This is a genomic window from Pseudacidovorax sp., assembly GCF_017991995.1.
Lineage (GTDB): Bacteria > Pseudomonadota > Gammaproteobacteria > Burkholderiales > Burkholderiaceae_C > Xenophilus.
Window position 1 is genome coordinate 13,368 of record NZ_JAGOPN010000020.1, and the last position, 20,047, is coordinate 33,414.

The window sequence follows — 20,047 nt, forward strand, 5'->3', positions numbered from 1 at the left end:
ACACCGATGTCCGTCGGAGATCCCATTTCCCCTTCCGCCCCTCTTGGGCCTCCGCTGTGGCGCCAGCTCCAGCTGGTGGCCGGCGTGCTCGCGGCCGTCCGTGGCGGCACGTCCGGCACGGCGGCGCTCGACGAGGTCGAGCCTGGCCTGCGCCCCGGTGTGCAGGCGATCGCCTTCCAGACCATGCGCTGGCTGGGCCGTGGCGAGGCGCTGCGGCGCCACTTGGCCAAGCGCACCCCGCCGCCGGCCGCGGACGCCCTGCTGTGCACGGCGCTGGCCCTGGCGTGGGACCCCGAGCGTGCACCTTACGAGCCGTTCACGCTGGTCGACCAGACCGTCGAAGCCGCCAAGCGCCAGCCCCACACCCGCGCGCAGGCCAGCTTCATCAATGCCTGCCTGCGCCGCTTCCTGCGCGAGCGCGACGAACTGGTCGCCGCCACCGAGCGGGAGCCCGTGGCCCAGTGGAACCATCCCCGTTGGTGGATCGAGCGGCTGCGCCGCGACCATCCCCAGGCCTGGCAGCGCGTGCTCATGGCCGACAACGGCCCGGCGCCCCTGACGCTGCGCATCAATGCACGCAGAACCTCGGTCGCCCGCTACCTGCCCGCACTGGCGGCCCTGCAACTGCCGGCCCGCAAGGTCGCGGAGCAGGGGCTGGAGCTGCGCGAGGCGCGCCCCGTCCAGCAACTGCCCGGCTTCGAGGTCGGCGAGTTCTCGGTGCAGGACGCGGCGGCCCAACTGGCCGCGCCGCTGCTGCTCGAAGGCCTCAAACCGGCCGGTCCGGCGCTGCAGGTGCTCGATGCCTGCGCCGCGCCGGGCGGCAAGACGGCGCATCTGCTCGAACGTGCCGCCGCCGTGCCGGTTCAGGTCACGGCGCTGGAGATCGATCCCCAACGCGCCCGGCGCATCGACGAGAACCTGGCCCGCCTGGGCCTGCAGGCCGATGTCCGGGTGGCCGATGCGGCCCGCCCCGAAAGCTGGTGGGACGGACAACCCTACGACGGCATCCTGCTCGATGCCCCCTGCACGGCCTCGGGCATCGTGCGCCGCCATCCCGATGTGCGCTGGCTGCGGCGCGAGAGCGACGTGGAGCAACTTGCACTGCAGCAGGCGATGTTGCTGGCCGCGCTGTGGCCGCTGGTCCGAGTCGGCGGCCGGCTGCTGTATTGCACCTGTTCGGTGTTCCGTGAGGAAGGCTCGCGCCAGATCGACGCGTTTCTTGCACACAACACCAACGCCCGCCTGCTGCCGTCCCCCGGCCATTTGCTGCCCCAAGGTGGTGCCGGCCCCCGTGGCCTCCCGGACAATGCATTGGGTGAGCACGACGGATTCTTCTACGCCCTGCTTGAAAAGCACGCCTCCTGAGCCGGGGCGGCGGCAGCTCCTGGCGGGCGTGCTCGGGGCGGGCATGCTGGCCGTCGTGCCTGCCTTCGCCCAGCAGACGCGCGCCGAGCTCACGCAATTGCGCCTCGAGGCGACCGACGACGGCATCTACCTGAGCGCCGCGGTGCGCTTCGAGTTGCCGGCGGCGGTGTCCGATGTGCTGGACAAGGGCATCGCCCTGCATTTCGTGGCCGAGGCCGAGCTCTTCCGCGAACGCTGGTACTGGACCGATCAGCGCATCGGGCAGGCCGCCCGCTACATGCGGCTCGCCTACCAGCCGCTCATGCGCCGCTGGCGCCTCAATGTGTCGCCCACGCCCATCACGCCGCTCGCGTCGAGCGTCGTGCTCGGGCAGCATTTCGACACCCTGGACGAAGCCCTGGACGCGGTGCGCCGCATCGGCCGCCTGCGTCTGGCAGATGCCGGCGAGATCGGCGAGGGGGGCTCGCACCCGGTGGTGTTCCGCTTCCGGCTCGACACCTCCCAGTTGCCCCGGCCCTTCCAGATCGGGCTGGTGGGCCAGTCCGAGTGGAACGTGTCGGTGGAGCGCAGCACGCGACTGCCGCTGGAGCCGGCGCGATGACCCAGACGCAGCCCGGCGGCCTGGGCAACCCGCCCCGCCGGCGCTCGCGCGCGCGGCGATGGGGCGTGGGGGTGGCGGCGGCCGCCATCACGGCGCTGGGCCTGGTGCTGATGTTCCTGCTGGCCCAGTCCACCAACAACCGCGCCCTCTACGAGCAGAACTATGCGCGGCTCTTTGCCGTCAACGTGGTCGTGGCCTCGCTGCTCATGCTGGTGTTGGTGTGGGTGGGCTTCCGCCTGACGCGCCGGCTCCGTCAGGGCAAGTTCGGCAGCCGCCTGCTGATCAAGCTCGCGGCGATCTTCGCGCTCGTCGGGGTGGTGCCCGGCATCCTGGTGTATGCCGTCTCCTACCAGTTCGTCGCCCGCTCCATCGAGAGCTGGTTCGACGTGAAGGTCGAGGGCGCACTCGATGCGGGCCTCAACCTCGGCCGGGCCACGCTCGATTCCCTGTCGGACGACTTGGCGGCCAAGGCCCGTACCGCGGGCAACCAGCTGGCCAACACGCCCGAGACGGCATTGCCCGTGGCGCTGGACCGGCTGCGCGAGCAGTTGGGCGCCAACAGCGTGCAGGTGTGGTCCTCCACCGGTCAACTGGTGGCCAGCGCGGGGTCGCTGCGCTTCGAGCTGAGTCCCGAGCGGCCCAGCCCGCAGCAGCTGCGGCAGGTGCGCGCCGACCGCGCCACGGCGCGCATCGAAGGGCTCGACGAGACCGCCGAGGCGGCTGCGACGGCATCGGCGGCGTCCTCGCGGGCGGTGGTCAAGGCCATGGCGCTCGTGCCGCGACCCGGCTTCGAGCTGAACGAGCCGCGCTTCCTGCAGATCGTTCAGCCACTGCCGCCAGCCATCGTCGCCAACGCCCTGGCGGTGCAGGAGGCCAACCGCGAGTACCAGGAGCGCGCCCTGGCCCGCGACGGCCTGCGTCGCATGTACATCGGCACGCTCACGCTGTGCCTGTTCCTGGCCGTCTTCGGGGCCGTGCTGCTCGCGGTGCTCTTCGGCAACCAGCTGGCCCGGCCGTTGCTGGTGCTGGCCGAGGGCGTGCGCCAGGTGGCTGCCGGCGACCTGCGGCCGACGCAGGTCTCGCGGGCACGCGACGAACTGGGCGGCCTCACCCGCTCCTTCGCCGAGATGACGCAGCAGTTGGCAGAGGCCCGCGCGGCCGTCGAGCAGAGCATGAAGCAGCTCGATGCGGCCCGCGCCAATCTGCAGACCATCCTCGACAACCTCACGTCGGGCGTCATCGTGCTGGACGTGGCCGGCACGGTGCTGTCGACCAACCCAGGCGCCACCCGCGTGCTGCGGGCGCCGCTCGCAGCCTACGAAGGGCGCCCGCTGGCGGAGGTGCCGGGTCTGGCCGAATTCGGGCTGGCCGTGCAGCGCCAGTTCGATGAACTCGAAGCCGATGCGCGCCAGCATGGCCTCGACCACTGGCAGCATGCCTACGAGCTGCACGCCATGGGCACGGGCGTGGAGCGCAATGCCGTCAACATCGTCGCCCGCGGCGCACAACTGCCGGGAGCGGCCCGCCTGCTGGTGTTCGACGACATCTCCGAGATCGTCTCGGCGCAGCGAAGCCAGGCCTGGGGTGAGGTGGCACGTCGGCTGGCGCACGAGATCAAGAACCCGCTCACGCCCATCCAGCTGTCGGCCGAGCGGCTCGAACTCAAGCTCACCGGCAAGGTGGCGCCCCCTGAAGCGGCGGTGCTGCACAAGTCCGTGAGGACCATCGTCGAGCAGGTCGACGCGATGAAGCGGCTGGTGAACGAATTCCGCGACTACGCGCGGCTACCCGCCGCCGAACTCAAGCCGCTGGACCTCAATGCCCTGGTGACCGACGTGCTGCACCTGTACGCCGCCGAACATGCCGGCGTGCCGGTGCAGACGGAGCTGGATCCCCGCTGTCCGCCCATCCGCGGTGATGCGCAGCAGCTGCGCCAGGTGATCCACAACCTGCTCCAGAACGCGCAGGACGCCACCGAGGCCGCGCATCGCACGTCGCCGGTACTGCTGCGCACGCGGCTTGCCGACTCGGGCCAGCGGGTGCGCCTCGTGGTGCAGGACGGTGGCCACGGCTTCGCGGAGAACATCCTCCAGCGTGCCTTCGAGCCCTACGTGACGACCAAGAGCAAGGGCACGGGCCTGGGCCTGGCCGTGGTCAAGAAGATTGCCGACGAACATGGTGCACGCGTCGACCTGTCCAATCGCATGGTCGATGGCACAGTGGCCGGTGCACAAGTGTCGCTATCATTTGCCATCGCTGTCGCACCCTCGGGCGGCAACACGGCCTCCGCGGCCTCATCGCCTGCCTGAGCGCCGCAGGCCGCAGCAAGCAAGAGAACCCTTCGCATTCATGGCAAACATCCTGGTGGTCGACGACGAACTGGGCATTCGCGACCTGCTGTCCGAGATCCTCAACGACGAAGGGCATAACGTCGAACTGGCCGAAAACGCCTCCGCCGCCCGCGCAGCGCGGCAGCGCGAGCGTCCCGACCTGGTGCTGCTCGACATCTGGATGCCTGACACCGACGGTGTCACGCTGCTCAAGGAATGGTCGGCGGCAGGCCTGCTGAACATGCCAGTGATCATGATGAGCGGCCACGCCACCATCGACACCGCCGTCGAGGCCACGCGCATCGGCGCGGCCGCCTTCCTCGAAAAGCCCATCACGCTGCAGAAGCTGCTCAAGGAGGTCGAGAAGGGCCTCATGCGCGACGAGGGGCGCCGCGCCGTCGCCTCGCCAGTGCAGCAGCCGGTGAGCGCCGTGCCAGCCAGCAGCCCCGTGGCGGCCGCCGTCCCTCCCATCCTGGCGGTGCTGCATCCGGCGGCACCCGATCCGGGGCCGCAAGCCCGGCAGACCTTCGACCTGGACCGCCCGCTGCGGGAAGTGCGCGATGCCTTCGAGAAGGCCTACTTCGAGTTCCACCTTGCCATGGAAAGCGGCTCGATGACCCGCGTTGCCGAGAAGACCGGGCTGGAGCGGACCCATCTCTACAGAAAACTCAAACAATTGGGTGTGGACTTGTCCAAAGGGAAGAAACCTGCGCTATAATCTGAGGCTCGCCTGATGTTCAATGCACAGGTAAGCCTCTAGGCCCGGTAGCTCAGTTGGTAGAGCAGCGGATTGAAAATCCGCGTGTCGGTGGTTCGATTCCGCCCCAGGCCACCATATAAATCAACGGGTTAGCTGCTTCGGTAGCTAACCCGTTGTGCTTTCTGTTCCCATCGTGGGAATACCGATACGCTGCCCCCGTCCTGGGCGCGTCTCCTCTGGCGAGCTACATGAAACTACGGTAGCTTGCAAGACTCAACCATGGCCTAATATTGTTTGTGCACTGCATCATTGACTGCGGTGCGAGGAGGCCCCATGCCAGTCAGTTCCAAGGCTATCGCCAACTTCTTCCTGCGTCGCGCTAAGGCCGCCGGAGAGTCGGTCACGCCCATGAAGCTGCAGAAGTTGGTGTATTACGCCAACGGCTGGTACATGGGCTATACGAACGAGCCGTTGATCGACGAGCCGATTGAGGCATGGCAGTTCGGCCCGGTCATTCCCTCGCTGTATCACGCGTTCAAACAGTTTGGTGCTCGTGCGATCACCGTCGAGGCTCAAGACTTCAATCCGGCTACCCAGTCGTTCGAGGTAGTGGCGCCCCCTAGCGATCCGGCTTTGCTTCAGTTCCTGGAGAACATCTGGCGCAGCTATGGCCAGTACACGGGGATTCGCCTATCAGAGATGACCCACGCGCCCGGCGGGCCCTGGGAAGAGACATGGCGCGAGGCAGCAGGAATGCGTGGCGTTGATATCCCGCAGGGACGCATCGCGGATCACTTCCGTGAGGCGGTGAGAAACACAGCTCAGCAGGACTAACTGTGGCTGATGTGCCGGGCGGGATTGAGAACGCCGTAATCCGCCCGGAGGCCGAAGCTGGACGTGCGCAAGCTCAGGCGTCTGCGTCGGCAGAGCAAGAGGCTCGTTTTTACGACGAAGCCGGCCGCCAGTACGCTCTTCAGCAAAACCGCCAAGCTATGGGCTGGCTTGGCAAGTTCTGGGGGTCTGGCGGCGCAAGCACCAACATCGCGGGGCTTGTCGCGTTTGTGGCGTTGGCCATCTACGTAGCCTCAATGGTCTTTTCGCCACCAGACGCCTCCAACATCAGATCTGGCATGTTGGCCTTGGCGACAGCTGCTCTTGGCTACATCTTTGGATCGTCAAAGAAGGGCGACTAGGTTTCGCCAGTGTGGGACCACGGTCATCTCAGTCCCCGCCTTACCGCCACCTTGGAGCGGTCATACACGCGAGCGGTCGTTCTCTGATCCGCATGAAGGTCGGGCAGGTCTCCATACTGTGCCTTGTGCTGCGTCGTGTAGTACGCCCGCAGGTCGTGAAAGGTGAACCGCCTCGGGATCACCTTCTCCTCCAGTGCCAACCGCATGGCCCGCTGCCAGGTTGAGGCGAACCCATCGTCGGTGTACGGGTTGTTGTCCCGGGTGACGAAGACATAGGGGCTCTCCGCAGGCCTTGGCAGCGCCCGCAGACGGCGCACCAGGTCTTCCACTGCCGGCGTGATCACCACGTTCTCCACCCGCACCGTGCCGCCGTGCTGCTTGGCCCGCATCAGCGTGATCACGGCAGCCTCGGAGTCGATCTGGTCCAGCGTCAGTCGCAGGAACTCCACGCGGCGTGAGCCGGCCACCGAAGCGAACTCGGCCATGAGCGCGATCACGCGGCGCTGGCCGCCCTGGGCCTCCAGCCAAGCGATGAACTTGGCCAAGGACTCGGGATCGGGTGCCTCGGTGCGTGGCCGCTCCAGGTTTCGCTTCACCTGCTTGCAGGGGTTCGAGTCGATGTCGCCCCGCTCGACCGCGACGGTCATCAGGTTGGACAGCAGCGCGATCTCCCGGTTGGCGCGGACCGGTGCGTCCGCCCGCTCCTTCCGCAGGTAGCGCGCGACGTCCGCCGGCCGGATGAGCCGCGCCGACACCTTGCCCATCGTCTCGAGCAGCTTCTCGCTGTACACCGCGTAGTCCTGCTTCGTGCGCTCGCCCAGGCGCTTCCACTGCGGTGTCTGCTGGTAGGTGCGCCAAAGCTCTTCCACCGTGCCCGCATCCGAGCTGGCGCCATTCAGGTCCAGCACCTTCTGGATGGCTGCCCGCTTGTCTGTGCCCAGGGCGATGGGCTTGCCGCCCACCGGGTGGTATCGGTAGCTGACGGTCTTGCCGTCCTTCCACGGACGCGCCTCCATCCGGGGCAGCAGCCCGAAGGCCGATGCCCTATCTCTCTTCCGTCCCATGTCACTTCGTCCAGTTGAAGCCGGCCGCGCCGGCGGTGTCGTCGCCGTTCAACCGGCCTTCGAGCATCTTGCGGCCCACCAGGGGCAGGCCGTCGGGGCGCTGGGGGAGGGTGTCCACCCGCAGCAGCATGCACAGGTGGCGTAGCTGGGCGCTGCGCCGCACGAGTGGGAAGCAGAGCTCATCGATCTCGGCTTCCGTGAGAAAAGGCGGGGCGAGGACCTCAGCGGCCATGTTCAGGCCTCCGGCTCTTGTGCATCATGGCGGCTCCTTTGGAGCGGTGCGTATGGACTTCCCTGGATTTGTGAACTGCACGGATGTGGAGCACGGGCCCCGGTTCGTGATGTCCGGCGAGCGGGACGGCGTCACCGTGCAAGTGGTGACGGGCTACGACATCACCACCGACGCCTGGCCGTATCACGTCACCGTCTTCAGGCCGGACGGCGCTCAGCGAGTGACAGAAACACCGGCGCGCTTCAGTGCGCGGAGCAAAGGGTCTGCTTTCGAACAGGGCTTCGCCCTTGCCCTGCAGGCGCTCACGCCGCGGACTGGATTCCAACGCGAGGTGAAAACCGACCTGTCGCCCCGGTGAGTCGCCCGCCTCAGCTGTATCGGGCCGCATCCATCCAGCAGCGTGAGCGGCGCTCATTCGGCCGTTCCCCTCGTCGATTGGCCTCTGGTGGTCAGTGCCAGTGCCTTGGCCACGTCGACCAGGGCCGCGTCCGTGTCCGGGCGCGCGGCAAGTGAGTCGATGACGCGAAGCAGCAGGGTGCGAATCTCGCCCAGCCGCTGCCGCGCCGAGTCGGCGCCCGGTGCAGTGCAGGCCGCTGGCGCCGGAGCGCCACAGTCGGCTGGCGCAACTGCGGGCATGGTGCCCAGCCGGTAGACCTCGGCGGCCGCGTCCCACTGCAGGGCCTCATGGTCCAGCGCGATGACCAGCTCGGCATGCACGTCGACCGGCCGGTTGCCCTCGCCGAACTTCAGGGCGATGTCGTGCGCGGTGAGGTACTCGCCCGGGTTCTGGGCGAAGAACTGCAGCACGCGGCCGGCCAGGGTGTTGGGCGCGGGCGTGTAGATCATGCTGGCGCTCCCGCCAAACCTTGCTGGCGCAGCGCTGGCGCCCCTGGGATCCGGCCGTAGACCTGGGGGAAGGGCCACGCGCTGGCGCGGGCCGCTGCTTCGTCGGCGATCGCATCAGCGCGGCATTGCCCGAGCCGCATGCGGACTTCCAGCAGACCATTCCCAGAGCGCACCGCCACCACGACCTTATCGCCGACGCATCTCCGCGCCTTGTAGGCTCGGCTGGGCTTCTCGGCGAGCCCGCTTGCGTCGAAGACGCACAGGCCGCGGCTGTTGCCGGCTGCCCCTGGCAACATGGTCGCAGTCAGAACGCCGGCGATGATGAGCGCTTCTGCTGTGCCGACGTAGAGCACGTCCTGACCTCGGATGGTGCGAGAGACGTCGGTAGCCAGAGCCATCGATTGATCAGGCATGCACGGCCTCCGGCGCAATGGCGTGGCGGGGGCCCACCGATTGGTCAGCGGCGCCGTCATCGATGAGGCCCTTGGCCAGCCCAAGAAGCGTGTGAGCGCCGTACAGCGATTCGTCGTCGAGGTGGTGGCCATTCATCAACTCGAGCACGGCCCGGGCTGCGCATACCAGCAAGGATGCTTCCTCCAGGTCGTCGTCGGTCGGGCGCCCATGGGGCCGCTGGTCCAGAAGCACGCTCGCTCGGCGGCAAAGAGCCACGGGCGCATGCAGGGCGTCGGGGACCGACGAGCCCGGATGGAACTGGCCAAACTCCATCAGCACGCGCGAAATGATGTCTGCGCCTTCCGCGAGCCTTTGTTGAGCTTCGCCCCAACGCCCTTCTGAGGCGGGCGCGGCCGAACTGCTGCGGCTGCTGCTTCCGAGAGTCCCTCCGGCGTGCTTGCTGCTGAGCCCCATGCTCGCCAGGGCGGTATCACGCAGCTGGCGGTGGCTCAGGCTCACCAAGTCTGCCGCACACGAGACAGCATCGTCGCCGAGGCTCTCGGCGATCGGCTGGAGTGAGGCATCGGCCTCCTTGAGCAGGGCTTCGAGCCGTTCGCAGTCGGCCGCCGTGCCCTCGTCCGATCTGGCCTGGCACGCAGCAGTGTGCGCGGAGCGGACGACGTCGGCGCCGCTGCGGAGGTCGTTGTCGTCGAGTCGCTCGGCGGCTTCCTCAAGGGTGCCCAGTGCGTGCTGCGTGTTCCGTTCGCACTCGTGCAAAACCCCCTCAAGGGTCTGCCAAATCTCGCCGCGCTCGTCGGCAGGTTGCGCCTTGGCTGGCGCCGTGGCGCGGAACGCGGGGGCGTCATTGCGCGCCGGCTGCTCGGCCTTCGGGGGCGTGCCGACGGCCTGCTCCAGCCCGGAGATGGCCAGGCCCAGCAGGGTGAGGCCGCCGGTGCGTGCCGCAGTGCCGGCAGGCGAGTCCCCCTCTTCACCGTCCGAGCCGTCGGCAATCAGCCGGCCCAGTTCGGTGTGGGCCCAGGTGAGGATCTGCAGGGCCGCGCGGCACTGGTCCATGCGGGGGAAGCTGTCTGGGTCAGGATCCAGTTCCCCGGAAAGGATGTTGCAGGCCTTCCGGGCCTTCTCCATCACGGGCCGGATGGGCTCGCTCTTGAAGGCGAAGAACGCCGCGTCGAACACGCCGATCGCTTCGCCGGTGCGGGACCAGGCCTCTTCAACGAGGGCCTTCGTGGCCTCGTCCGTGCGGGGCGCCTGGCCGACTGGTTCGGCCACACCGGCAGCGATCGTGTCGCCCTCGATCAGAGCGCGGGCTGATGCCGCGACGTGCACCATCAGTGCCGCACCGCACCACAGGCTTTCATCGACATCGATGCCGGACGCCGCGTCTTGCAGCAGGGCATTTGCGCTCAGCATCAAGGTGGCGAAATTCGTGACGTCGGTGCTGCTGGCGCCGTGCATCGTGGCCAAGTCGCTGGCGCCGATGGCCCGATCGACGGCATGCGCGCTGGCTTGCAGGAGCGGGGTAGCGGTGCGCTGCATGGCGTCGTTGATCACCGACCGGATGGAGAGCAGATGATCGCGGCAGTCCGCCGGGCTGTAGGCCTCGCGCAGTGCAGCGCTGATCGGTGCTCGCGGTCCCCGCGCGCCTGCGCCGTCCTGGGGCACCGAGGGCATGCCGGGCAGCTCGCTGGCGCCGCGGATCGGCACGGGCGACAGGGCATGGTTCGCCGCCCAGACCGTCAGGTCGTCCACCTCCTCTGCAAAGGCGCTGACGGCACGAGCGCAGTGCAGAGCCAAGGTCAGGAACGCGGCGATCTCCGGGGCCTTCGCGTCCTCGGAATCGGCGCGTTCACCGGCCGCGTCAGCGCTGTCGAGTGCATCGAGCAGCGCCTGTGTCCGATCGGACGCAAGCCGGGGGCTGGCGTCGTGGATGGCCGCGCGTGCGACCTGGATGCGGCCGTGCATGTCGAACACGGTCGACCCATCACGAAGGGGTGACATCGTCTTGCGCGCGGCGTTCATGCTGCACCCGCCTTTCCGAGGTCCGCGAAGTGGCGGCCGTACTCCCACGTCTCCAGGTCACCGATGCAACTGCCGCCGCAGGCGTCATCGGCCAGGGCGCCGATCGTCGTGGCGATGAGGTTGGCGGCCGCCATCATCGCGACCTCGTCGTCCTCTTCGGCCGTGCCGATCTCCAGGCGCGTGAGCAGCTTGCTCAGCACATCGGCCTTGCCAGCAATGTTCTGGAGCACTGCGCGGAGCTGTTCCGCATTGAACTGCGGCCGCGAAAGCGCTGGGGCGCCGGCCGACTGGGAGGGAATGCGTCGGCTCATGCGGCACCTGCCTTTCCTTCTTCGGCGAAGAGGGGGCCGTAGTGCCAGCGATTGGCGTCGCCGAGCACCCTCGCGCCTGCGGCGACATCCGCCATCGCACCGATGCTTGCGGAAAGCGCTTCCGCAGCATCAGCGGCGACGCTCGAAGCCCAGTCGTCGCCGGGCCGCTGGGCCAACAACGTGAGGTTGTGCAGGACCACCATTCGGCTGGCGATGGTCTCCAGCACGGTGCGCGTCTGCGCTTCGCTGAGCGCGGCGCGAGCCGGAAACAGCGGCGTCACGTTGCTGGGCTCGTTCGGGGCGTCGCTGGCGCCGTTGGCCTTGCAGACATCCTTGGCCAGCGTGCTGATGGTGGCGATGCTGATGCCGGCGGACGTCAGCATCGCAGCCTGGTCCGGCTTTGAGATAGCGCCCGATTCCAGCTGCGCAATCAGCCGGCTCAGGGCGTCGGCCTTGCCGGCGATGCTTTGGAGCACCGCACGCAACTGCTCGGCGCCGAAGGAAGCGCGGCTCGGCGCAGAGCCGCCGGCACGTTGGGGCATGGATGCGGTGTTTGCCTTGGTGGCGGCGGAGACGGCGCGCGTGCGCCCTCCTGAGACATGTACGCTCATGATTCAAAGTCCTCGAGTTGGTGGATATCGAGGGGCAGCGAAGCGTCGGGATGACGTCGTGCCCCTTGGTGTCAGCGTGCGTGGTTGCTGGCGCTGAGGGGCTACGGCGGCTGGCCGCGAGACTGGGGTGGACTGGCGCTTGGGCGGGTGGTCGCCGGCTGCGAGTTGGCCGCCCAGGGCGCGCCGATCAGGTTTTGCAGGATGGCGTCCGAGTCGTAGTGATCCATCCGGTCGGTAACCTGCAGGTGGTCCAGCACGGCCAGGGCCTCCGCTCTGCTGCGTGGCGTGATGCTGGCCAGCAGGCCGAAGGCATATTCGTCGTGCGCATCCGCCTCGGGCCCAGGGTCCCCGGAGGAGGGAAAGGCATTTCGGAGCACGTACAGCCCGTGCCAGTAGGCCCGGACGTGGAGGCAGTCGGCCACCGTTGCCGGTGCCAGCCGCGGGGAGGCGGCGAAGCGCTCGCAGGCCTTGGCTAGGTCGTACCGATAGTGCCGCGCTTTGGTCGCTCGCATGCCGCGCAGCGCGGCCATGCATTCCTCCTCGGCGGGTGTGCTGTCCATCAGCGCGGCCTCGCTGCCGAAGCGCGAGAGGGCATCGTGCTGGCGCTGGGCCCTGTCCAGTGCGCGCCGGCCGATGGCCTGGATGTCACCAAACCCGAACGTCGAGAGAGCAATGCGCAGCGCGTCCTGGGGGTGGTTCGCCATCATGAAGCGCCGATACCGCTCCTCGATCACGCTAATCGGCGTGGGGATGAGCCGGGCCGCCTCGAGCGCCTTGTCGATCAGAGCCTGGCTGCCGGTGGCTGCGACCTCCTGCAGCCAGAGCACGGCATCGACCTCGTTGTCGCCCGTCACGACGCGCTGCGGCGGCATGAACGGCACCACGATGGCGGTGCTGGCGCTCTCGCTGATCGGCGGCAGCGAGAAGAGGGCGCGAAGGGCTTCGTTGTCGCGCATGGTCACTGCCCCCCGATGGCAGCACGCCCACTGCTGGCGCGGCGCTCAAGGGCGCGGCGGCGATGGCTCGCGGCGTGATTGCGGGCCAGCAGCTGCGCGGCCCAGATGGCGGACTGGAGCAGGGAGCCGCCGGCGGTGCGGCGCATGCGTGCCAGGCGGGCGAAGCAGAGGAGGGCGTCCATTCAGGCCTCCACCACGACGAGGTCACCCGAAAGGGTCAGGCCGATTTGGCGGCCCGAGCCGCTGTCCTCGTCGGTGATCGCCTCCTCCAGGCGCATGCATTGCTCACGCCAGAAGTCGGCCTGCTGATCCGCATAGGAGCGGCGGCGCTCGGCGTCTTCCAGGCGCTCGGCCAGCTCGGCGGCGTGCTGGCGCAGGTGGTCCAGCTCCCAGCGCTCCAGCCGCCTCTTGAGCTTGACAAGCGCTGGTGTCAGCTCTCGCCCAGGGCTTCGCTCACGGCAAGTGCGATGACCATGCCGGCGCCGGGCAGGTGGCGTATCAGAAACTTCTTCTTGGATTCGAGCGTGCATCGAACTCTCCACATGCCAATGGACGGCATGTAGAGAGTCTAGATTTACTGAATTTTCAAGTCAAGCATTACTAGACTTCTGTTCCTCCGAGGGGCGCCATAGCGCCTTGGAGACCGTTGCCAGAACTATGTCCAGTTGCTGAATCGACGCGCTCCAGACGTTGAAAGTTTGCTGGGGGCCCCCGGCGTGGCCGTTGGCAAAAGTCCAACTCTCCTCTTGCAGATTGACGAACTCCGCGAACCTGACTTGTCCATCAGTGGTCGAAACGACGCAAAAGTCGCCAAAGCTGGGAGGCAGTTCTCCGAGTTGTCGAAGGACAAGAAAGTCGTCTCGCTTGACGATGGGGGCAAGTGTGCCGGTGTCCATCCTCACCGCATAGGCGTTGGGTAGGTGTATCCCTCGAAGTGCGCCTGCTGTGGTCGGGCTCTCGGGCTTAAAAAAGTACTTGTCGAGTATGACCACCGCAGACCCGGTCACTGAGACGTCTCCATCCCGACAGTGCGAGGCACCCGTCCAGATGACTTCCCCCTGCGCGTCGAGTTGGACTTCGTGCGGCAGTGGGAAGCCGGTCACTGCGGCGATCGACAGAATCTGAGCGTAGCTGGGCTGGTGAGTCCCCGACTCCCACATTCCGACGTTCGACTTTGACCGCCCCATGAACTCGCCCAGTTCGGCAAGCGTCCAGCCCCGGCGCTTACGGGCAGCCTTAACCCAGTCCTTCAACTCCATGGCTCGATGGTAAAGCGCTGCTGAACAGGCTGGGCCAGAAAAGCTTGACCACTGACTCCAGTAAAACTAGACTTGTCTTGTCTATATTTTCTGGAATTGGCATGGATCACCCGGTCGACAGGGCCGCCAAGTGCGTGGGCTCTCAAAGTGCTCTGGCCGTCGCGCTCGGAGTCAACAAGACAGCGGTCAGTCAGTGGAAGGAAAAAGGGCGGCGAGTGCCTGCAGAGCACTGTCCGCGTATCGAGCGTCTGACCGCAGGAGCCGTTCGATGTGAAGAACTGCGCCCAGACGTTGCCTGGGACGTGCTGCGAATGCAGTCGGGCGCTACTTGAACGAACCATCTTCATTGATGCCTGACGACCAGTCGCTCTCATGGCTGGCCGTCACTTCGAAGGTCGCCTTGCTGAGGACACAGTTTTCGGCGTCGATCAGGGTGAGCCCAGAGATCTTCGCGGTGGTCTCCCTTCCGAGTAGCCCGGTCAACGCCTCAGAGATAACGCGCTCTATGGCTTCCATGGAATGTTTTTTAAAGAGGTCTGATGCCATGAGTAGGTCCTTGAAGTTGCTTGTCGCGATGAACCTTGTCTTCACTGGAGCGGAGATGCGTGAGGACGTCGTCGCTGCCTACATGATGGCACTTGGCAGACCTAACGACGCTGCGCTGACAGCAGTGATCGTCGAATGGCTGCGCACCGGCACGCGCATGCCTCTGCCGAGCGAACTGCTCTCCCTGCTGAACTCTTACCGGCCCCCGACGACGCCCGAGCTCGAGGCTTGCGGCGGCGTGCTGCAACGGAGAGATGCGCATGGTTGACGCACCATGCACCGCAGACCCATCGTGCGCCATGAATCACGGCTGGTCGGTCCGCCGAGCGCCCAACCGTAGCGGCAGCACGTCCATTCGTGCAGCGGTAAAGGCCAAGGTGACGCACTCGCCGTGCCGCCGGATCAGAACGTGCGTCAACACACGATCCAGCCTGGCCGTGCCGGCTGGCGCTGCTGTGCTGGGCAGCAGGTGGGTCCGGATGCTCGAGTGCACGACGTCGGCGCCGCGCCGCGGCCTGTGGAAGTGAGAGGGGTAGGGCATGTCTGCATCGTCCCCAACCCCGGCCGAAAGGGCCAGAAAGGGCTGCGTGCTCGTCGCCCGTGCTCTTGCGGAGCCTGGAAGGGCCGCGGCGGTGGCCACGCTGATGGGCCTGTCCGAATCCACCGTGTCCCGCATCCGCAACGAGCGGGTAGACGAGGTGCTCCTGTTTCTCGCTCACCTGGGCCTGAAGGTGGTGCCCAGCGATTTCCAGTGCGTCGACCAGAAGACGTTCGGCGCCTTCCAGGTGCTGTGGGAGCGGGCGATGAGCCAGACCTCTGCAGCACGCCTGATCTTCGAGGACGCCGACTGATGATGTCCAGCCCCCACCCCCTTTCAACGGTGCGCCCTGCTGGCGCTATGCCCGGCGCGGTCGACAAGCAGTTCGCGACGCTGCAGGCCCGCTGCGCCCTGGCTGGCGCTGTGCTGGAGCGATGGCGCGACGAGGCCGGCCGCCCGACCTACACCCTGACACGCGGCGCCGTCTGCCTCAGCTTGGACAGTGCCGAGGCGGTGGAGACCTGGCTCGCCACCAGCACCGAGGACGCAGCGACATGGTCGTGAACTCTCCGCGCGCCGGTGCCCCGGCGGACCTTGCAGCCGAGGCGCTGGCGCTTGTGGCCCGGATCCGTGCTGGCGCTGCGTTGCCCAACGAACTGCATGTGCGCCTGCAGGCCCTTCGCGCGGCCGGCGACGGGCCGGGCCTTCAGGTCTTCACGCAGCAGATCCAGTGCGCCCTGGCCGCGCAGCCGCAGGAGCGCGCCGCCCGATGAGCATTGCCGTCATGTCCCGGGTCTGGGAGAAGTCTTCGCACGGTGGCGCTTCGCTGCTGATGATGCTGGCCATCGCCGACTTCGCCGACGACCAGGGCCGCGCGTACCCCAGCGTTGCGACGCTGGCGCAGAAGTGCCGCGTCCAGCCGCGGACGGCGAACTACACGATCGCGGAGCTGAAGGCGAGCGGCGAGCTGGAGGTGAAGGTGGGCGCCGGCCCGCGCGGCACGAACCTGTATCGCATCCGCCTGGATCGCCTCAACAGGGCCGACGCGCGCACCGAACCCCTGCAATCTATTTCACCCCTGCAAGAAGCATCAGGGGTGCAAGAACCTTCACCCCTGAAATCTTCTGCACCCCTGAAAGAAAGTTCAGGGGTGCAACCCACTGCACCCCTGCAACCGGCTGCACCCCTGCAATCCAGTGCACCGACCCCTGCAATGGGTTGCACGCCCCCCCTGCAACCCATTGCACCCGAACCGTCATTGAACCATCAAGAACCGTCAGTAGAGGCTAACGCCTCTGTCGGCGGTGCCGACGAACTGCGGTGCCCGACGAAAAAGATCGTCGACCTGTACCACGAGGTTTTGCCCGAGCTGCCGCGGGTTCGGCTGCAGACGGACGGCAGGACCAGGGCCCTGGCCAGGACTTGGCGCTGGGTCATGGCCAGCTTCCGCCCTGACGGCACGCGACGCGCCACGACGGCGGAGGAGGGCTTGGCGTGGTTCCGGGAGTACTTCGAGCGCGCCTCGCAGAACGACTTCCTGATGGGCCGCACGGCGAAGACGGGTGCGCATGCCGGGTGGCAGTGCGACCTCGATTTCCTGCTGTCTGACCGCGGGAAAAAGCACGTCATCGAGCGGACGGAGGCGGTGCAATGAGCGCGGCCCCGATCACGGCCGAGGCGATCCTCAGCGCGGAGGCGGGCATCCTGGCCGGCGTGCTGATCGACAACGGCACGGTCGACCTGCTGGGCGATCTGCGGCCCGAGCACTTCGCCGCGCCGCTGCACCGCATGGTGTTCGCCGAGAGCCTGGCGCAGATCCTGGCGGGCAAGCCTGCCGACGTCGTGTCGGTGGCGGTGGCGCTGGGCGAGCGCACGACCGCCGCCGAGGTGCACGCGCTGACGACGCACCTGCCGAGCCCGGCGAGCCTGCGCAGGTACGCCGAACTGCTCAGAGACCGTCACCAGGAGCTGGCGCTGCGCCGTGTGGCCGGCGAGATCGCCGACCTGGCCGACGACCGCGACAGCCCCATCGCGCAGCGCATCGAGTCCGCGCAGTCCAAGCTGGCCACCCTCGAGACGGCTGCGGTGGGCGGTGCGGCCTGGCTGGATGTCGGCGAAGGCATGGTGCAGCACTCGCAGGTGCTGGAGGACCGGCTCGAAGGGCGCATCGTGGCCTTTCCGACCGGTTTGGGCGCGGTAGACGAGCAACTCGACGGCGGCCTCCGCCCTGGGCAGCTGGTGATCCTGGCCGCGCGGCCCTCCATGGGCAAGTCGGCGCTGGGGCTGACGATCTGCTCCAACATGGCCGCGGAGCGTCCGGTCGGCTTCGTATCGCTGGAGATGTCGCACACCGACGTGCTGGACCGCCTCACCGCCTCGCTCTCGCGGGTGCCCATGTCTTCGGTCCTCCGGCCGGCGGCCGGCGACGGTCTGGACTGGGAGCGTGTGACCGAGGGCATCGAATCGGCCCGCAGGTTGCGCCTCCACCTGCTCGACCAGCCGGGGGCCACGCTGCGCCAGGTGAGCATGCTGGCGCGCTCGCTCAAGCGCCGGCATGGGCTGGCGCTGCTGGTCGTCGACTACCTCGGCCTGATGGCTGGCTCTGACCCGCGCGCGCAGCGCGTCCACCAGATCGAGGAGATCACCCGCGGCCTGAAGACCCTGGCGAAGGATCTCGGCATCGCCGTGCTGGCGCTGGCCCAGTTGAACCGGGACGCGGAGAAGCGTGCGGACCCCACGCCTGTGCTGTCCGACCTGCGCGACTCCGGCGCGATCGAGCAGGACGCGGACGTCGTGATGTTCCTGCATCGGCCCATTGCCTCGAATCCCGGCCTCGGCCAGGACTGGGAGCACTACGCCAAGGTGCGCGTCGCAAAGGTTCGCCAGGGCCGCACCGGTGACGTGCACCTGCGATTCGATGGCGCGCACCAGCGCTTCGAGGCATGGCTGGCGCCGGTGCCGCACCGCGCTGCGAAGGGCAGGGGAGCGGACCTGTAGGCCCTGCCCATCGCGTTCCACACCACCACCCAACCCCCCAGAGAGAACCTCGCGTGAACGGCTTCACTTTCACCATCACCGCCGTGGACGGCGCAACGGCCACCGTCCGCAAGATCAATGACTCGATGAGCAAGCTCACGCGGCCCTTCGACGAGCTGGGCAAGTCGTTCAAGGCCTTCGGCAAGGAGGCCGGCTTCCAGCGGATCGGCCAGTCCCTGAAGGACCTGGGCGGCGTGGCCCGCACCGCTGGCGCCGACATTGCGAAGATCGCGGCCCCGATCGCTGGCCTCGCAGGCGTGGGCACGATCGCCGGCATCAGCGCGCTGGCCAACGGGTGGGCGCGCATGGGCTCGGAGATCGCCCGATCTGCCCAGGGCATCGGGATCTCGACCAATCAGCTGCAGTCGCTTCGCGGCGCGGCCGAGGCGGCCGGGCTCTCGTCCGAATCGCTGACTGCCGGGCTCGCATCGCTGGGCAGCACGATGCAGGATGCGCTGATGGGCCGGAACACCGACGCGGCCATCCTGCTGAGCCGCCTGGGCGTGTCCATCCACAAGACGGCCGATGGTGCCGTCGACAGCGCGCGCGCCTTCACCGACATGGCTGGCGCGATCAGCAAGCTCCCGAACCCGCAGACGCAGGCGATGGTGGCCCGCCAGTTCGGCCTTGAGGCATTGCTGCCGCTGCTCCGCCAAGGCCCAGCGGCGATCGAGGCCTACGTGCGCAAGGCGAAGGAGCTGGGCGCTGTCATGACGCCGGAGCAGATCGCCCGGGCCGAGCGGTTCGCGCTCGCGTTGAACGACATGGACTTGGCCGGGCGCGGCCTGCGCAACTCGATCGCGGACCGGCTGCTGCCCGTCTTCGAGCCGCTCATCATCAAGCTGACCGACCTGATTTCGAAGAACCGTGAGGTGATCGCCGAGAAGGTCGGGCAGTGGGCGTCGAAGCTGGCCAAGTGGATCGACAGCATCGACTTCAAGGCGCTCACGAAGGGCATCGAGGACACCGTCAAGGGCATCGGCGATTTCGTTGATTCGATCGGCGGATGGAAGGTTGCCGCCATCGGTGTGGCGGCCATCATGGCCGGGCCGACGCTGCTTGCGATCGGGTCCGTGGCGCTGGGCATCGGCCGGCTGGCGACGTACACCGTGCCGCTGCTCGTCACGGCCTTCGACAAGCTGGCAACGGCCGGCGGGCTGACGGGGCTCGTGTCCAAGCTGGGGCTGGTGGTCTCTCTCTCCTGGGCTGCACTGCAGGTCGCGCGCATGCTGGGCCTGCCGGACACAGACATGAAGAAGGGCGCGCAGGACGTCCAGAACGGCGACTGGTGGGCCGCCTCGGCGAACCTGCCCGCGATGGACTTCTTGAAGGCGCTCGGCCAGAAGGCCATGGGCTCCAGCAACGCCGACATCGCCAAGGGCCTGGCCGCTGGCGCGAACGGCGAGTACAAGTCCATCCTGGACTTGGTTGGCCAGGCCGAGGGCACGGACAAGGGCCGCGGCTACAACGAGACGCTGGGCTATGGCCGCTACACCGGCGGCCCGGTCGACCTGATCGGCATGACGCTCAAGGAGATCGACGACCTCCAGACGAAGATGCTGTCGAACCCCGCCAACACTCTGAACTCGTCGGCGGTGGGCCGCTACCAGATCACCCGCACCACGCTGCGCGACATGCGCGAAAAGATGGGCCTGACGGGCGACGAGAAGTTCGACGCCGCCATGCAGGACAAGTTGGCCTCGTACCTGATCGCCACGCGGGCGACGGGCGACATGCGGCAGATGCAGGATGGCCTGGCCGGAATCTGGGCCTCGTTCCCGAAGGCGGACACGGGCGCCTCCGCGTACGGGCAGCGCACCGGCACCAGCCTCTCGTCGGTGCAGGCTGCCATCCAGGCATCGCAGCAAGCCCAGGCGGCGCAGGCGACGGGCGGGCCGTCGAAGGTCGAGCACGAGATCCAGATCAGCCTGACCGGCCTGCCGCCGGGCGTTCAGGCGTCAGCGCGGCGGGCCAACGGGCAGCCCGTTCAGGTGAACGTGGCCATGACGCCGGGCTGGTGAGGGCA

27 protein-coding genes and 1 tRNA gene are annotated in these 20,047 nt (G+C 67.7%); 16 read left to right on the forward strand and 12 right to left on the reverse strand.

Annotation, left to right across the window (positions count from 1 at the left end; all coding sequences use genetic code 11):
- Positions 1-6: 6 nt before the first annotated feature.
- The 7 genes from rsmB (at position 7) to KBC94_RS23135 (ending at position 6,189) form a co-directional block, all read left to right on the forward strand.
- The gene (rsmB, locus tag KBC94_RS23105; protein WP_294375801.1) at positions 7-1,365 is read left to right on the forward strand and encodes a 16S rRNA (cytosine(967)-C(5))-methyltransferase RsmB; all 1,359 of its coding nucleotides are present in this window, start codon (positions 7-9) and stop codon (positions 1,363-1,365) included.
- Positions 1,346-1,966: a DUF4390 domain-containing protein gene (locus tag KBC94_RS23110; protein WP_294375803.1), complete on the forward strand. Its 621-nt coding sequence runs from the start codon at positions 1,346-1,348 to the stop codon at positions 1,964-1,966. The genes rsmB and KBC94_RS23110 overlap by 20 nt, the downstream gene beginning before the upstream one ends.
- Positions 1,963-4,275: an ATP-binding protein gene (locus tag KBC94_RS23115; protein WP_294375806.1), complete on the forward strand. Its 2,313-nt coding sequence runs from the start codon at positions 1,963-1,965 to the stop codon at positions 4,273-4,275. Before KBC94_RS23110 ends, KBC94_RS23115 begins: the two co-directional genes overlap by 4 nt.
- 40 nt (positions 4,276-4,315) lie before the next feature.
- Positions 4,316-5,014 (forward strand): response regulator, encoded by a 699-nt coding sequence (locus tag KBC94_RS23120; RefSeq protein ID WP_234197927.1) that lies wholly within the window; start codon positions 4,316-4,318, stop codon positions 5,012-5,014.
- Between the two features lie 41 nt (positions 5,015-5,055).
- A tRNA-Phe gene (locus KBC94_RS23125) sits at positions 5,056-5,131 on the forward strand.
- A gap of 198 nt (positions 5,132-5,329) precedes the next feature.
- Entirely contained in the window at positions 5,330-5,830 is a 501-nt protein-coding gene (locus KBC94_RS23130) for a type II toxin-antitoxin system antitoxin SocA domain-containing protein (RefSeq protein WP_294375812.1), read from the forward strand.
- 2 nt (positions 5,831-5,832) lie between these two features.
- Positions 5,833-6,189 carry a hypothetical protein gene (locus KBC94_RS23135; protein WP_294375814.1) on the forward strand — a complete coding sequence of 119 codons (357 nt, stop codon included), beginning with the start codon at positions 5,833-5,835 and terminating at the stop codon, positions 6,187-6,189.
- Positions 6,190-6,212: 23 nt separating this feature from the next.
- On the opposite strand, the gene KBC94_RS23140 is transcribed toward KBC94_RS23135, so the two are convergent.
- Complete coding sequence (locus KBC94_RS23140) at positions 6,213-7,205, reverse strand: tyrosine-type recombinase/integrase (RefSeq protein ID WP_294375816.1); 993 nt, start codon at positions 7,203-7,205, stop codon at positions 6,213-6,215.
- Positions 7,206-7,254: 49 nt separating this feature from the next.
- Positions 7,255-7,485 (reverse strand): hypothetical protein, encoded by a 231-nt coding sequence (locus KBC94_RS23145; protein ID WP_294375824.1) that lies wholly within the window; start codon positions 7,483-7,485, stop codon positions 7,255-7,257.
- A 52-nt stretch (positions 7,486-7,537) separates the two neighbouring features.
- Between KBC94_RS23145 and KBC94_RS23150 the strand changes: the two genes are divergently transcribed.
- Positions 7,538-7,843, forward strand: coding sequence for a hypothetical protein (locus KBC94_RS23150; RefSeq protein ID WP_294375826.1), 306 nt, complete (start codon positions 7,538-7,540; stop codon positions 7,841-7,843).
- 53 nt (positions 7,844-7,896) lie between these two features.
- Here KBC94_RS23150 and KBC94_RS23155 read toward each other — a convergent pair whose 3' ends face one another.
- From KBC94_RS23155 to KBC94_RS23195, 9 genes are all read right to left on the reverse strand, one after another.
- Positions 7,897-8,331: a hypothetical protein gene (locus KBC94_RS23155; protein WP_294375829.1), complete on the reverse strand. Its 435-nt coding sequence runs from the start codon at positions 8,329-8,331 to the stop codon at positions 7,897-7,899.
- Complete coding sequence (locus KBC94_RS23160) at positions 8,328-8,744, reverse strand: hypothetical protein (RefSeq protein ID WP_294375832.1); 417 nt, start codon at positions 8,742-8,744, stop codon at positions 8,328-8,330. The genes KBC94_RS23155 and KBC94_RS23160 overlap by 4 nt, the downstream gene beginning before the upstream one ends.
- On the reverse strand, positions 8,737-10,764 hold the full coding sequence (locus KBC94_RS23165) for a hypothetical protein (protein WP_294375835.1): 2,028 nt from the start codon (positions 10,762-10,764) through the stop codon (positions 8,737-8,739). Before KBC94_RS23165 ends, KBC94_RS23160 begins: the two co-directional genes overlap by 8 nt.
- A complete protein-coding gene (locus KBC94_RS23170) occupies positions 10,761-11,075 on the reverse strand; it encodes a hypothetical protein (RefSeq protein ID WP_294375838.1) in 315 nt (104 codons plus the stop codon). Before KBC94_RS23170 ends, KBC94_RS23165 begins: the two co-directional genes overlap by 4 nt.
- The gene (locus KBC94_RS23175; RefSeq protein ID WP_294375843.1) at positions 11,072-11,686 is read right to left on the reverse strand and encodes a hypothetical protein; all 615 of its coding nucleotides are present in this window, start codon (positions 11,684-11,686) and stop codon (positions 11,072-11,074) included. The genes KBC94_RS23170 and KBC94_RS23175 overlap by 4 nt, the downstream gene beginning before the upstream one ends.
- Positions 11,687-11,787: 101 nt before the next feature.
- Complete coding sequence (locus KBC94_RS23180; RefSeq protein ID WP_294375845.1) at positions 11,788-12,642, reverse strand: hypothetical protein; 855 nt, start codon at positions 12,640-12,642, stop codon at positions 11,788-11,790.
- A gap of 2 nt (positions 12,643-12,644) precedes the next feature.
- Positions 12,645-12,824, reverse strand: coding sequence for a hypothetical protein (locus KBC94_RS23185; protein ID WP_294375848.1), 180 nt, complete (start codon positions 12,822-12,824; stop codon positions 12,645-12,647).
- Positions 12,825-13,172, reverse strand: coding sequence for a hypothetical protein (locus KBC94_RS23190; protein WP_294375851.1), 348 nt, complete (start codon positions 13,170-13,172; stop codon positions 12,825-12,827).
- A gap of 60 nt (positions 13,173-13,232) precedes the next feature.
- Positions 13,233-13,901 (reverse strand): helix-turn-helix transcriptional regulator, encoded by a 669-nt coding sequence (locus KBC94_RS23195; RefSeq protein ID WP_294375854.1) that lies wholly within the window; start codon positions 13,899-13,901, stop codon positions 13,233-13,235.
- 101 nt (positions 13,902-14,002) lie between these two features.
- Between KBC94_RS23195 and KBC94_RS23200 the strand changes: the two genes are divergently transcribed.
- A complete protein-coding gene (locus KBC94_RS23200) occupies positions 14,003-14,233 on the forward strand; it encodes a helix-turn-helix domain-containing protein (RefSeq protein ID WP_294375856.1) in 231 nt (76 codons plus the stop codon).
- Here the strand turns inward: KBC94_RS23200 and KBC94_RS23205 are convergent.
- The gene (locus tag KBC94_RS23205) at positions 14,226-14,447 is read right to left on the reverse strand and encodes a hypothetical protein (RefSeq protein WP_294375860.1); all 222 of its coding nucleotides are present in this window, start codon (positions 14,445-14,447) and stop codon (positions 14,226-14,228) included. The two genes, KBC94_RS23200 and KBC94_RS23205, sit on opposite strands and share 8 nt — an antisense overlap.
- 10 nt (positions 14,448-14,457) lie before the next feature.
- On the opposite strand from KBC94_RS23205, the gene KBC94_RS23210 reads away from it, so the two are divergent.
- The 7 genes from KBC94_RS23210 (at position 14,458) to KBC94_RS23240 (ending at position 20,042) form a co-directional block, all read left to right on the forward strand.
- Positions 14,458-14,715 (forward strand): hypothetical protein, encoded by a 258-nt coding sequence (locus KBC94_RS23210; protein WP_294375862.1) that lies wholly within the window; start codon positions 14,458-14,460, stop codon positions 14,713-14,715.
- A 271-nt stretch (positions 14,716-14,986) separates the two neighbouring features.
- Complete coding sequence (locus KBC94_RS23215) at positions 14,987-15,298, forward strand: hypothetical protein (RefSeq protein ID WP_294375864.1); 312 nt, start codon at positions 14,987-14,989, stop codon at positions 15,296-15,298.
- Positions 15,298-15,549 carry a hypothetical protein gene (locus tag KBC94_RS23220; protein ID WP_294375866.1) on the forward strand — a complete coding sequence of 84 codons (252 nt, stop codon included), beginning with the start codon at positions 15,298-15,300 and terminating at the stop codon, positions 15,547-15,549. Before KBC94_RS23215 ends, KBC94_RS23220 begins: the two co-directional genes overlap by 1 nt.
- Positions 15,540-15,758: a hypothetical protein gene (locus KBC94_RS23225; RefSeq protein ID WP_294375868.1), complete on the forward strand. Its 219-nt coding sequence runs from the start codon at positions 15,540-15,542 to the stop codon at positions 15,756-15,758. The genes KBC94_RS23220 and KBC94_RS23225 overlap by 10 nt, the downstream gene beginning before the upstream one ends.
- Positions 15,755-16,639, forward strand: coding sequence for a helix-turn-helix domain-containing protein (locus tag KBC94_RS23230; protein WP_294375872.1), 885 nt, complete (start codon positions 15,755-15,757; stop codon positions 16,637-16,639). The genes KBC94_RS23225 and KBC94_RS23230 overlap by 4 nt, the downstream gene beginning before the upstream one ends.
- The gene (locus tag KBC94_RS23235; protein ID WP_294375874.1) at positions 16,636-17,982 is read left to right on the forward strand and encodes a DnaB-like helicase C-terminal domain-containing protein; all 1,347 of its coding nucleotides are present in this window, start codon (positions 16,636-16,638) and stop codon (positions 17,980-17,982) included. Before KBC94_RS23230 ends, KBC94_RS23235 begins: the two co-directional genes overlap by 4 nt.
- A 233-nt stretch (positions 17,983-18,215) precedes the next feature.
- Complete coding sequence (locus KBC94_RS23240; protein WP_294375876.1) at positions 18,216-20,042, forward strand: hypothetical protein; 1,827 nt, start codon at positions 18,216-18,218, stop codon at positions 20,040-20,042.
- Positions 20,043-20,047 lie beyond the last annotated feature (5 nt).